General features: G+C 40.7%; 8 protein-coding genes and 2 pseudogenes. All 10 read left to right on the top strand.

The features are described 5' to 3' along the window. Positions 1-1,082: 1,082 nt before the first annotated feature. Positions 1,083-4,397, top strand: coding sequence for an RHS repeat-associated core domain-containing protein (locus ACZ48L_RS10640; RefSeq protein WP_081767881.1), 3,315 nt, complete (start codon positions 1,083-1,085; stop codon positions 4,395-4,397). A gap of 2 nt (positions 4,398-4,399) precedes the next feature. Beyond that, positions 4,400-4,954 carry a hypothetical protein gene (locus tag ACZ48L_RS10635; RefSeq protein WP_148295470.1) on the top strand — a complete coding sequence of 185 codons (555 nt, stop codon included), beginning with the start codon at positions 4,400-4,402 and terminating at the stop codon, positions 4,952-4,954. A gap of 220 nt (positions 4,955-5,174) precedes the next feature. After that, positions 5,175-5,597, top strand: coding sequence for a hypothetical protein (locus ACZ48L_RS10630; RefSeq protein WP_025793038.1), 423 nt, complete (start codon positions 5,175-5,177; stop codon positions 5,595-5,597). A 1,071-nt stretch (positions 5,598-6,668) separates the two neighbouring features. Continuing rightward, complete coding sequence (locus tag ACZ48L_RS10625) at positions 6,669-7,595, top strand: IS982 family transposase (RefSeq protein ID WP_006045714.1); 927 nt, start codon at positions 6,669-6,671, stop codon at positions 7,593-7,595. 157 nt (positions 7,596-7,752) lie between these two features. Continuing rightward, positions 7,753-8,310, top strand: a complete 558-nt coding sequence (locus ACZ48L_RS10620) for a hypothetical protein (protein WP_025793021.1) — start codon at positions 7,753-7,755, stop codon at positions 8,308-8,310. A gap of 1,084 nt (positions 8,311-9,394) precedes the next feature. Next, a complete protein-coding gene (locus tag ACZ48L_RS10615) occupies positions 9,395-11,656 on the top strand; it encodes an RHS repeat-associated core domain-containing protein (RefSeq protein ID WP_242401771.1) in 2,262 nt (753 codons plus the stop codon). A 182-nt stretch (positions 11,657-11,838) separates the two neighbouring features. After that, positions 11,839-12,099, top strand: a complete 261-nt coding sequence (locus ACZ48L_RS10610; RefSeq protein WP_373272919.1) for a hypothetical protein — start codon at positions 11,839-11,841, stop codon at positions 12,097-12,099. Positions 12,100-12,233: 134 nt separating this feature from the next. Then, a pseudogene (locus ACZ48L_RS10605) lies at positions 12,234-13,739 on the top strand (RHS repeat domain-containing protein); the annotation flags it as partial. A gap of 29 nt (positions 13,740-13,768) precedes the next feature. Next, positions 13,769-14,209 (top strand): hypothetical protein, encoded by a 441-nt coding sequence (locus ACZ48L_RS10600; protein ID WP_025793017.1) that lies wholly within the window; start codon positions 13,769-13,771, stop codon positions 14,207-14,209. 66 nt (positions 14,210-14,275) lie between these two features. After that, positions 14,276-14,866 (top strand): annotated as a pseudogene (locus ACZ48L_RS10595) (RHS repeat domain-containing protein); the annotation flags it as partial. Positions 14,867-14,928: the final 62 nt, after the last annotated feature.

Below are 14,928 nucleotides of genomic sequence, written 5' to 3'. Positions count from 1 at the left end.
TGTTACTCTAAACTCCTAACATAGTTTTTGTTTTTAGTTGCTGTCACTTTTAACATTTCATGTAAATGCTTTGTTATCAATGTATTGTGACATGGGAAGGAGTGACGGGAGTGACAGGAAAATTGAAAAACAGTCGTTTTTATGATGTTCGACTAATTATGCAGGGGGAGAAGTACTTGCTTGTTATGAAAAGGAAAAGGGCATAAGAAGGGTTGTAATAAAGATTCATAAATTGAAAATAGCAGGTGAGCTTTGATACGGTAAAAGATGCCCTTTTGCATGGTAAAAGGTGCTCTTTTGAGGTGTGAAAGATGCCCTTTTGCACGGTAAAAGGGCACCTTTTAGAAAGGCATTTGTAAGTCTTTGGTAAACAATGGTATACAAGTCTGAATACTGTGCATTTCTTTTGATTTTGTGGACACATAGCTTCTATCTCTTGTAAATATATTTCTGATTAGCTCGTAATGGTGCAGTGGGAATCTGGAAGGACGGATAAGTTTACAAGAATCTGCACCGGAGCGTTTTACCATGAACAGGCGTGTCCCATAACTATCAGTCGCCCTTTCCCATCCAACGACAAAAGCCGATTACATACCATTCCTGATTTTGCTGTCATTTCTGTCACTCCGTTCTCGCCTTTAATCGTCTGAATATAAACCCATTACCCGAAGTGTTAAAAGTGACAGCAACTAAAAAATAAACTTAATTAGGGTTTTTGATGGTTTACGTTTGGTTACATTTAAACATACAATGCACCCTTATCCATCCTCGTTTTCCCATATCCTAAAGACGCATTTACAAAATAAAGTTGTATATTTGCAGTTGTACACTTCCGTTTGACAACGTATAACGGTGACAAGCCATCAGTCTATAACATGACTTACGATGGTTATGGTAACATCACACGGATGACGAAGCCGGAGAACTACAATCATCAGCGTATGTTCTATGCTTATACGTATGACGACCGCTATCATAGTCTTGTGACAAGTGTCAAGGATGCATACGGCTATAGCTCCAGCACGGCTTATGATGGTCTTTGGAATGCTCCGTCTGTAACGACCGACCTTAACGGGCAGAAGATGGAATACACCTATGATGCCTTAGGACGTCAGCAGACGATTCGTGCTCCGTATGAGATTGAAAGCGGTCAGCCATTTACTATCCGCTTTGAATACTTCCCTGCAGAGCGTAAGGCACATACCATTCATTATTCTAAGGAAGGCAACATAGATACCTACACCTTTGCCGACTCACTGATGCGTGCCGTCCAGACGAAGCAGACGGGTGTAGTGTGGTCTGGTGGTAGCAATCAGAAAGTCTCTATTGTCAGTGGAAGGGCTGTCATCGATGCCTTCGGACGTAACATTACAGCTTATTACCCAATGACGGAGAGCTATGGTAACATCGGAACTTACAACCACGCTACGGGTGATCTGCAGGCAAAGACGGAGTATGATACACACGACCGTACCACGAGTGTGACGCTTGCTGACGGTAGTGTGACACGTACGGCTTACTCTATCGGCAGCCATGACGGTGAACCGATGCTCCAGACAACAGTCACGGATGCACTGGGACGACATGCGGAGAGCTATACCGATGCCAAGGGACGCAACCGTGAGACGGTGCAGCATGCCCGTGGTGAGGATATCACGGTGAAGTACAGCTATGACCCTGTCGGACAGGTGATGACTGTTCAGCATCCTAATGGCAAGGAGACGAAGTATGCCTACGACTTGCTTGGTCGGAAACTGATGGTGAATCATCCTGATGCAGGTGAGACGGATATGACTTACGATGCGGCGGGTAACCTCCTGACGAAGCTCACGGCAGAGCTTAGGAAGTCGATATCTGACAAGGGTTATATCTCTTACACCTACGACTTCGAGCGACTCCATGAGGTACTTTATCCAGAAAACCTCTTTAATCGTGTTACTTATACCTATGGTAAGGCTGGTGATAAGTATAACCGTGCCGGTCGTCTTGCCCTCGTAGAGGATGCGAGTGGCGGTGAAGCGTATTACTATGGTCGTCAAGGTGAGGTGACGAAGACCGTCCGTACAGTCATGGCGAGCGTGGCAGATATCAGGACTTATGTCTATGGTGCTACCTATGACAGCTGGAACCGTGTGCAGACGATGACTTATCCTGATGGTGAAGTGGTGACTTATCACTACAATGCTGCCGGACAGGTGGAGAGCATGACGAGCAATAAACAGGGACGTCAGAGCGTTATTGTTGACAGGATAGGTTACGACAAGGAGGGTCATACGGTCTATACGAAGCTCGGTAACGGCACGGAGACCACCTATACATACGACAAGCAGCGTGAACGTCTGCAGGTGATGAACCTTACAGCGGATGGTCAGACTGTGATGGAAAACAGGTACCAGTATGATGCTGTGGACAATATCCTCGGTATTACGAATGCCGCCAACCCAACGTCGCTGACGAAACTCAACAAGGCGAAGCTGGGAGGAAGGAGTTCGCATACGTATGAGTATGATGAGCTGAACCGCCTTATTCATGCAAGCGGTAAGGCTAAGCGTGCTTCGTATGATATGGTGATGTCGTTCGGACGGATGAGTGAACCGCTGACAAAGGTTCAGAAAGTGGACTCAACGACAACTGCTAAGTCTTATAACTTCGCTTATAAGTATGAGGACAGTAACCACCCGACGGCTCCAACACAGATTGGTCACGACCATTACACATACGATGCCAACGGTAATCCAACACTGGTAACGAATGATTCGGCGAATACTACCCGTGAGATGTACTGGGATGAGGACAACCGGTTGATGGTCTTAAGCGATAACGGTAAAACAAGCCGTTACACTTACAACGCTGCCGGCGAACGTATCATGAAGAGTTACGGTACGATGGAGGGTGTGTATATCAATGGTGCACCGCAGGGTATTACCTTCCATGAGACAGATAACTTCACACTTTATCCTGCAAGTATCCTCTCTGTCAATAAGAATCGCTTTACAAAGCATTACTTCATTGGTGACAAACGAGTTGCTTCAAGGATAGGAACGGGTCTGTTTAACAACGTTTATGGACGTAACGGTTCATACGTAACTGCTGGTCAGCAGGACTATGCTGAACGTATGAATCAGATTCAGACACAGAAGGAAGCATATTATAAGAAGGTGGGTGTAGCACCTGGCGTACCTACAGAGAAGGGTGCATATGGTGATCCAGAGAACACGGGCGTTGGTTATAATGCCGTTCTCACCGAACTCGGCAACCATGATGTGCCACAGGGTTGGATTCAGACTCCACATCCTAATACGACACCAGGCACCAACCCCGGTGCCCCTGTCTCATGGAATGACCCGAGCAACCCTGATGACCCACAGGCTGGTTATGGCTATATTCCAAATGACACTACAAAGGAGGAAACCTTCTTCTATCATAGTGACCATTTAGGAAGTACGTCTTATATCACAGATGATAAAGCCAACATCACACAATATGATGCTTACTTGCCATACGGTGAACTCCTCGTTGATGAGCACAGCAGCAGTGAAGACCTACCGTACAAGTTCAACGGCAAACAGTTCGATGAGGAGACTGGTCTGTACTATTATGGCGCAAGATATATGAATCCCGTCACGAGTTTATGGTATGGGGTAGATCCGTTGGCAGAGAAGTATCTTATGACAGGAGCCTATGTCTATTGTGGTGATAATCCAATAGTTTTAAAAGATCCTGACGGTAGAGGATGGATACAAACAAAAAAAGGAATTTATTATAATCCTAGTATTCATTCACAGAAGGATATAAGTGTACGTGATGCTCGGAGAGGCTTCAAATATCTGGGAGAAACTTATCAGAATGACAAACGGGGGATATCATATAGGAATGATGGCAGTATTTTATTCCGCCATGAGTCGGATGCTTATAACCATATGTGGAATAATGCTAATAACTTATATAAGGTTCCACGTAATCCACAAGGAAAAGAAGTTGGAGGCTTCTTATTATCTAACGGAAGTGTGCTTGTATTACCAGATTATAATAATGACAGTAGAACGACGAAAATTTCTGCATACGGATATAAAATAGGGAATCATACCGTCAGTAAAGGGAATGTTGTATACCATGTTGTTGCACAAATTCATACGCACCAAGATACATCTGGCGACCCAACTCCATCCTATTACTCCATGGATGACGCATACGATGGGAAGCTTGCAGAAGATATGAGGGCTCCCGTCTTTGTACTTGGTCACGATAATAAGGTTACTGGTATTCTTCAGAATAACAAACATCAAGCTTTTATAGATGATTTACCTAAACCTTTTAATAAAGTTTCGACATTTCTGAGATCTAATAAAAGTTTCTCTTCTTATGTTGCAAATAATACATGGTCTTTTAAAGAATGAATATGAGAAAAATTCTATACATATTGGCATCACTTCTTGTCATAAATTTAACGGCATGTAGACCGGAACAACAAGGCTATTTGAATAATCAAATCAGTAGTCAAGTAAAATCTGTAGTTGATGAATACGCAAAGCGCCATCCTAAATACAAATCTTTGATTTTTATTACAGACTTTGAATACAATTGGAGAAATGGATATAAACGTAAAAATATAATTTTTTTACTTGGTCCATCTTTGGATTGTTTACCTTCAAAATATAGAATATATCCTTCCCAATTGCAGTATTATAAGGATAAACTAATATTTATCCAGTCATCTTCTGGCCTTCTTTATGAGCAATCGAATATTCTAAAGACTTATAATAAAAACAAAACGAATATTGATAAATGTGATGATAACATCGCATTTTTCCTAAAGGAAGCTTCTGCATACCAGAGTCAGAATGATGGAACTATAATAAGAATATCAGAAAGATCTGATACAATCCTATTGAAAGAGAGAGTTGAGTTTCATGCTCCACCAATAAGAGACCGTAATATTAAAAATAATCAATGAGACACTTGGTAAGTTGTCTACTCTTTTATAATGATTGCGTGAAAGAATGATACCCTGGGAGTAAATATAAGACTCTCAATCAGGTAATTGATTATTACTCAAAAAATAGGAATATGAATCTAAGAAGGATAGTGGAGCCTTCTGCAGAGCATATTTCAACATATACAAATAACGGAAGAATGTTACAACAAGCATATCAAAATAGAAGGAGAAAAAAGAAATGAAAGCAAAATTATTAATATTAATGATTTTAGTAATGTTTATATCATCTTGTGGGGCTCACAAAACACCTCAATCAGAAGAAAAAGATTCTATTACAAGGCAATTGTCTTTTATAAACAATAAAAATATTGATTTTTCAATAAAAAAGGTAGCTTGCGATTCGTGCTTCCCGATAATTGATATAGGCTATCGTGTAAAGGTAAAGTTATCTGCAAAGCAAGAAAGCCTTATAGCAAAGCTAAAGAAAAAAGAGTGGATACACATGCTCAATGACGAAACAACAGACTATGCAGCAAATATTCTGCTCTATTATATTTATAAACGTGATGCCATAGTTCTCTTATATAATAGAGATATTCGAAAGTGGCGTGACGGGATGAAAAGCGATGACATGTTGTATTGGAATCATATCCTGAAATGACCTATCTTAAAAAGGATATTTGAACAAAATAGTAAATTAACGTGAGTTCGACGAATTATAAGCGTCTATAAATTTAGTGATTAGCGAAATTTGTTGTAATATTAAGGAGCTAATATACAAACATTTACAAAGAACCATTGACACACGGCTTACATTGTTCTGACTTCGCCGAACTCACGTTAACATAGTTTTTGTTTTTAGTTGCTGTCACTTTTAACATTTCACATAAATGCTTTGTTATCAATGCGTTGTGATGTGGAGAAAAGTGACAGGAGTGACAGGAAAATTGAGAGGTGGTCGTTTTATGGTGTTGTTATAATAATGCAGAGGGAGAGATACTCTCTTGTTATGAAAGGAACAAGGGCATAAGAAGGGTTGTAATAAAGATTCATAAATTGAAAATAGCAGATGGACTTTGACACGGCAAAAGATGCCCTTTCGCATGGTAAAAGGTGCTCTTTTGAGGTGTGAAAGACACCCTTTTGCAGCGTAAAAGGGCATCTTTTAGAAAGGCTTTTGTAAGTCTTTGATAGAGAATGGTATACAAGTCTGAAAGCTTTGCATAACTCCTGATATTGTGGACACGTAGTTTCAAATCGCTGTAAACATAATTCTGATTATTCCGTAATGGTGCGGAGGTATGTGGAGGAACGGGTAAGTTTACACGAACCTGCTCTGGAGCGTTTTACCATGAACAGGCGTATCTTATAACTATCAGTCGCCCTTTCCCATCCAATAACAAAAGCCTACCGTATACCATTTTTGATTTTGCTGTCATTTCTGTCACTCCGTTATCGCCTTTAATCATCTGAATATAAACCTATTACACGAAGTGTTAAAAGTGACAGCAACTAAAAATTAAACTTAATTAGGGGTTTTGATGCTTTTCTCTTGGTTATATTTACACACACAACACCCTTATCCATCCTCGTTTTCCCATACTCTAAAGACGCATTTACAAAATAAAGTTACGCGAGTTCGGGATAAGAAAAGGCTTGAAAAAGTTGGTAATCTCGTCAAAAATTCGTATCTTTATAGGTGAAAATCAATAGATTACAAGATTTTTGAACGATGATTACCAAGGACAAAGTTACTGAAATTTTCTGTATAATCGACGAGTTTGATAAGAATTTGAGTGCCGAATTAGCGAAAAACCTGCGTCTACCGTCCCATAACAGTGACGGCAAACGCTACCGAAACCGCAAGGGCAGACTCTCGGAAAGTGAGATTATGACCATTTTGGTATGCTATCATTTCGGCGCATATCGCAATTTCAAGGAGTATTATTTGAATTGGGTCAAAGGGGTGATGCGTCAGGATTTTCCCGACGCGGTTTCCTATAACCGCTTCGTTGAACTCATGCCAAGAGTGTTCTTTAAGATGATGCTGTTCATGAAGCTCTATGCCTTCGGCAAGTGTACGGGTATAACATTCGTTGACAGCACAATGATACCCGTATGTCACAATGTACGACGATATTACAACAAAGTCTTTGCCGGCCTCGCCAAGGACGGAAAGGGTACCATGGGCTGGTGTCATGGATTCAAGCTGCACCTGCTATGCAATGATTCTGGTGAAGTGATAACGTTCTGTCTTACAGGAGCAAATGTGGATGACAGAGATAGCAGGGTATGGACGGTATTTGCAAAGGTCTTATTTGGGAAGATCTTTGCTGATAGAGGGTACATCAAGCAGGAACTCTTTGATAGTCTGTTCAGTCAAGGTATCCAACTCGTTCATGGGCTCAAGGCTAAGATGAAGAACAAACTGATGCCTATGTGGGACAAGATTATGCTGAGGAAAAGATACATTATCGAGTGCATTAACGAACTACTCAAGAACAAAGCCAACCTTGTTCACTCAAGACACCGCTCGATACACAACTTTATCATGAACTTGTGTTCTGCCCTTACAGCATACTGCTTCTTTGAGAACAAGCCAGAGGCACTGCCAGTGTATGTGGAAAAATCAAGGCAGTTGGAACTTTTTTCATACTAAACTTATCCCGAACTCAAGTAAAGTTGTATATTTGCAGTTGTACACTTTTGTTTGACAACGTACAGTAGAAGAATCCTTATAGAATCGAATGACTATTTATTGCACCATTCTATAGACAACTTTGTCCACCTCAAACTTCCAAATTAAATAAGCTTATATGAAAATTAACAGGTATATATCACTAATGGCACTATGCTTAGTTTCTTGTGGCCTTCCATATTGTAAAAAGATACGTCTTTCTGAAGAAGAGATGGAATGGATTAATATCTATGGTAAAAAAGAAAATATACTATTTTCAGATGGTTTGTCTATAGATACCTTTGCTTTTATAAAAAAAAATATTTTTAATAAGGTGCACATTCCAATTACAGACTTGAAATCTTGTAACTGGATAGAAGGACAACATGAATATATAGCTAATGCATCTATAGATTTCAAAATTAAACATAATACTCAATGGTGGCAAGGTGTCTTCATAATAAGTAAAAATATGGATTCTACCTTTGTTTCTGAAATTTCTTTTGGCGGCTTATATTCTGATGAAGTAGCTTTGGATAAGACTGACACTAGCATTTCCTTTAAAAATGGGGTTAATTCGGAAGAGGGGAGCAATCAACCGTTATTAGGTATAGAGGAAATAATATGGGATAAAGAAAAAGGAATCATTTGCTACAAATTAAAAGATGGAAGAGTCTTCCATAAACTAGAAGATTGAGACCACCGACCTTAACGGACAGAAGATGGAATACACCTACGATGCCTTAGGACGTCAGCAGACGATTCGTGCTCCGTATGAGATTGAAAGCGGTCAGCCGTTTACTATCCGCTTTGAGTACTTCCCTGCAGAGCGTAAGGCACATACCATCCATTATTCTAAGGAAGGAAACATTGACACCTATACCTTTGCCGACTCGCTGATGCGTGCCGTCCAAACGAAGCAGACGGGTGTGGTGTGGTCTGGTGGAAGCAATCAGAAAGTCTCTATCGTCAGTGGAAGGGCTGTTATCGATGCCTTTGGACGTAATATTGTGGCTTATTATCCAATGACGGAGAGCTATGGTAATATTGGTACTTACAACCATGCTACAGGTGATCTGCAGGCAAAAACGGAGTATGATACACACGACCGTACCACGAGTGTGACGCTTGCTGACGGCAGTGTGACACGTACAGCTTACTCTATCGGCAGCCATGACGGTGAACCGATGCTCCAGACAACAGTCACGGATGCACTGGGACGACATGCGGAGAGCTATACGGATGCCAAGGGGCGCAACCGTGAAACGGTGCAGCATGCTCGTGGTGAGGATATCACGGTGAAGTACAGCTATGACCCTGTTGGTCAGGTGATGACAGTTCAGCATCCTAACGGTAGGGAGACGAAGTATGCCTACGACTTGCTTGGTCGGAAGCTGATGGTGAATCATCCTGATGCTGGTGAGACGGATATGACCTATGATGCAGCGGGTAACCTTCTGACGAAACTCACGGCAGAGCTTAGGAAGTCGATATCTGACAAGGGTTACATCTCTTACACCTACGACTTCGAGCGACTCCATGAGGTGCTTTATCCAGAAAACCTCTTTAATCGTGTTACTTATACCTATGGTAAAGCTGGCGATAAGTATAATCGTGCCGGTCGTCTTGCCCTCGTTGAGGATGCTTCGGGCGGTGAAGCCTACTACTACGGTCGACAGGGTGAGGTGACGAAGACTGTCCGTACGGTCATGGCGAGCGTGGCGGATATCAGGACTTATGTCTATGGTGCTACGTATGACAGCTGGAACCGTGTGCAGACGATGACTTATCCTGACGGTGAAGTGGTGACTTATCACTACAATGCTGCTGGACAGGTGGAGAGCCTGACGAGCAATAAACAGGGACGTCAGAGCGTTATTGTTGACAGGATAGGTTACGACAAGGAGGGTCATACGGTCTATACAAAGCTCGGTAATGGCACAGAGACCACCTATACATATGACAAGCAGCGTGAACGTCTGCAGGTGATGAACCTTACAGCGGATGGTCAGGCTGTGATGGAAAACAGGTACCAGTATGATGCTGTGGACAATATCCTCGGCATTACGAATGCTGCCAACCCAACGTCGCTGACGAAACTCAACAAGGCGAAGCTGGGAGGAAGGAGTTCGCATACGTATGAGTATGATGAGTTGAACCGCCTTGTTCATGCAAACGGTAAGGCTAAGCGTGCATCGTATGATATGGTGATGTCGTTCGGACGGATGAGTGAACCGCTGACAAAAGTTCAGAAAGTGGACTCAACGACAACTGCCAAGTCTTATAACTTTGCTTATAAGTACGAGGACAGCAACCACCCGACGGCTCCAACACAGATTGGTCATGATCATTACACATATGATGCTAATGGTAATCCTACACTGGTAACAAACGACTCTACGAATACTACTCGTGAGATGTACTGGGATGAGGACAACCGGCTCATGGTACTCTCTGACAACGGCAAGACGAGCCGTTACACTTACAACGCTGCCGGCGAACGTATCATGAAGAGTTACGGTACGATGGAAGGTGTGTATATCAATGGTGCACCACAGGGTATTACTTTCCATGAGACGGACAACTTCACACTTTATCCAGCAAGTATCCTCTCTGTCAACAAGAACCGCTTCACGAAGCATTACTTCATTGGTGACAAACGAGTTGCTTCAAGGATAGGAACGGGACTGTTTAACAATGTTTATGGACGCAACGGTTCATACGTCACTGCTGGTCAGCAGGACTATGCAGAGCGCATGAATCAGATTCAGACACAGAAGGAAGCGTACTATAAGAAGGTGGGTGTAGCACCTGGCGTACCGACAGAGAAGGGTGCGTATGGTGATCCGGAGAACACGGGTGTTGGTTATAATGCTGTCCTCACAGAACTTGGCAACCACGATGTGCCACAGGGTTGGATTCAGACTCCACGTCCCAACACCACACCGAATACTAACCCTGGTCCACCTGTAAGCTGGAATGACCCGAGTAACCCTGACGACCCACAGGCTGGTTATGGTTACATTGCCAACGACACTACGAAAGAGGAAACCTTCTTCTATCATAGTGACCACTTAGGCAGCACGTCTTACATCACAGATGACCACGCCAACATCACGCAGTATGATGCTTACTTGCCATACGGCGAACTGTTAGTGGATGAACATAGTAGCAGTGAAGACCTACCATATAAGTTCAACGGCAAGGAGATGGATGAAGAAACAGGTTTGTACTATTATGGTGCAAGGTACATGAATCCTATGGCAAGTATTTGGTATGGAGTGGATGCATTTGCAGAGAAGTATGTTGAAAGTAGTGGTTATGTCTTTTGTATAGATAATCCTATTAAATTAATAGATTCTGATGGTAATAAATGGGATATCCACACTTCGAAAAATAAAGATGGTAAAACAAATGTACTTATAACTGTTACAGGAGTAGTTTATAATAACTCCAGTGATAAGAAAATAAATATTAATAAAGTCAGAGATCAAATAAAAGCACAAATAGAATCGAGATATACTTTCTCCTCGAAAAAATATAATGTTAAAACTAATATTAATTTACGGGTTGTCAATTCTGTTGAAGATATTCAAAAAGATGATCATGTTTTCGAAATAGTTGATCAAAATAGGTTTGAAAGTAATTCCATATTAGCTAATAGTGATATAAACGGATTACATATTAGGGTAGGACCAAGAGCTGTGAAAGGTTTACTAAATGGTTCAAACACTCGGACCATCCCCCATGAATTAGGGCATTCTGCAGGATTAGATGATGCAAACATAGAAAATAATGGAACTGTTAATTTATATAGTAATCTTATGACTCAAACTGGGTATTTAAGACACAATCATGTACATAATTATGCAAATGTAGGTAAGCTTGAGGATTCTCAAATACAAAGTATTATTCATAACTATAATACTGGGCAAATTAATCGACGTTCTCCAATTAGTAACCATATTGGTATCAGAATTGGAACAATGAGTTGGACTAGTTCATTTTTGAAGATGTATACATATAAAAGACTAAGCAGATGAGACTTTACATTATAATTATCATATTATGTGCTTTCTTAGTTTCTTGCAAAGAAAAGAAATATAACTATAAAAGCAAAGGAGAATGGGTCCACTTAAAAAATGGAGAAACTATAGATGGTTATACCAGAATAGGTGACAGCATTTATGGGGGCTATGGAGATTCAATATATTTACATACAACGATGCCAGCACTAAAGGGCGTTGATGTAAGTAGCTTCATGGTATGTAAAAATACAGGGTACGCGAAAGACTCGTACCATGTTTATTATCCGTTATGGGTTGTTTGTGAGGATGCTATGGACTTTGGTGGATGTTATTTTAAGGACTATATTATGGAAGATGTCTCTTCAGAGTCGTTTATATATATAGGGCGAGGATATGCTACTGATGGCTATAAATTATTTAAAGAAGGTGAAGCTGTTAACAATCTAACAGTCAGGTGACTCGAAAATTAATCTGGTAACTATTCGGCAATAAGGCGTATAAACTATATATTGAACATCAGGAAGTTACATAAACAGATATATACGAATTCTGATGAAGAAAGTTATTTCAATCCTTTTGGTACAATATTTCGTTTATCAACGGAGCACCGCAAGGAATCACATTCCATGAGACGGATAACTTCACGCTTTATCCTGCAAGTATCCTCTCTGTTAACAAGAATAGATTCACGAAGCATTACTTCATTGGTGACAAACGAATCGCTTCAAGGATAGGAACAGGTATGTTCAATAACGTCTACGGACGCAACGGCTCATACGTAACGGCTGGTCAGCAGGACTATGCAGAACGTATGAATCAGATTCAGACACAGAAGGAGGCGTATTATAAGAAGGTGGGTGTAGCCCCTGGTGTACCGACAGAGAAGGGTGCGTATGGTGATCCGGAGAACACGGGTGTAGGTTATAATGCCGTTCTCACAGAACTCGGCAACCATGATGTGCCACAGGGTTGGATTCAGACTCCACACCCCAACACCACACCGAATACCAACCCCGGTCCACCTGTAAGTTGGAATGACCCGAGTAACCCTGATGACCCACAGGCTGGTTATGGCTACATTGCCAACGACACTACGAAAGAAGAAACCTTCTTCTATCACAGCGACCACCTCGGCAGTACGTCTTATATCACAGATGATAAAGCCAACATCACACAGTATGACGCTTACTTGCCATACGGCGAACTCCTTGTAGACGAGCACTCATCGAGTGAAGACTTACCTTATAAGTTCAACGGCAAACAATTTGATGACGAAACAGGTCTATACTATTACGGTGCAAGGTATATGAACCCTGTTACCAGTCTGTGGTATGGAGTGGATCCGCTGGCAGAGAAGTATGTAAGTACGGGTGGATATGTGTATACACTGGATAATCCGGTAAAGTTAAGTGATATAGAAGGGCTTTATCCAAAAAATGTGGTTATCTTTCATAAAACACCTTTTTATCTCCCTGATTATTATACGTTAACAGCGCCGGTAGCACACCTTTTATCTTTGGTTAGCGGTGTACAAGAAGAATATGTTAAAAACCTTCATGTAATGGAAAAAGGATTAGGAAAAGAACTTCCATGGTATCCTCTTTCTTCAAAAGCAGATGAGGCAGGAGGTGCGATTACTTTGGGTGACAATCCGAAGTATGCATCCACAATAATGACTAGAAATTATTTTGAAGAAGATAAAAGCTTAGGGAAAAACGATTTTTCTAACAATACTTTTGAATGGCTATATTTATTAAGTCATGAAGTGAGACACTTGAAACATATAGAGAAGGCAGGATCCTATTTTAAATATACAGGTAAATTCGCCAAAATGTATCTGAAATATTTTATTAAAGAAGGAAGTTTTAATGCAGGTCATGACAAAGTGCCTGAAGAAAAGGAGGCTATAAGTAAATCACAAGTATTCATGAGATTTAATAACTTTGTTACAAAAACTCTTAAATACAAAGGAGGTTTATCTGCATTGATAAATAATACCGAAATGACAGATTCACAAAAGATTAAAATGATAGATGTGTGGTGGAATCAATTCAATCCTAAAAATATCTTACAACTATTCAAAAATGGAAGAAGATAATAAATATTTATTGATGAAAAAATATTTATATGGTACATAAAATAAGGAAATGTAGATTTATTAAAATAATAAGTCTTCTTGCGCTTTGTATTATATATGCTTGTAAAGATCAAGTTAATAAAATAGACCTTAGTGAGCAGAGGCAGTATGTTTACTCAGTTACCCATGATCAAATAGAAAACATTCTAATTTATAGTCAGGATGGTGATGAGTGTTATTCAATAGAAAGAAAAGAAACAAAACAAGGTGCTTATTATATAAACATTAAAGATATTTCAGATGACTATTTCGTGTTAAGTGGATGTCTGTTAGAAGGTGATACAGTTCGTACACATAAGATTATTTTGAAACCAAATAAAAATTATGACATAATAAGTATTACTTCTAGTAGGACTCCGCCTGATACAATTCATATTTATGTAGATTACAAAGGAAGAATGATCAAGAGGAAAAGCATCAAACATGTGTAAACACCATACAAATAAAATTTGAAATTATCTATTATAAATGTTTCTTACGAGAACGAGATTCTGCATGAGGGTTATGGTAAACAGCTGGGTGTTGCCCCTGGCGTACCAACAATGAAGGGAGCTTACGGTGATCCGGAGAATACAAAACGAGGATATAACTCTATCATTGACACACTCGGTAACCATGATGTGCCACAGGGTTGGATTCAGACTCCACGCCCCAACACTACACCGAATACTAACCCCGGTCCACCTGTAAGCTGGAATGACCCAAGCAATCCCGAGGATCCTCAGCCTGGCTATGGCTACGTGGATAACGACACGACCAAGGAAGAAACCTTCTTCTATCACAGTGACCACCTCGGCTCAACGTCTTACATCACAGACGATCACGCCAACATTACACAGTATGATGCCTACTTACCATACGGTGAACTGTTGGTTGACGAGCATAGTAGCAGTGAAGAACTGCCATATAAGTTCAATGGCAAACAGTTCGATGAAGAAACAGGTTTGTACTATTATGGTGCAAGGTACTTGAATCCAGTTACGAGCCTGTGGTATGGGGTGGATCCGTTGGTGGAGAAGAATCCAAATATATCAAGCTATATATATTGTGATAATAATCCTATAAGATTTATTGATCTTATTGGTAAAGAAGGAGAGAATGCTAATAATTCAAAAGGAGGAAATAAAACTGTCCGTGTATATATCTCTGA

The sequence above is a fragment of the Prevotella histicola genome (assembly GCF_055385135.1).
Note: the sequence above shows the minus strand (reverse complement) of the source record. Positions and strands in the feature narration are given on the sequence as shown.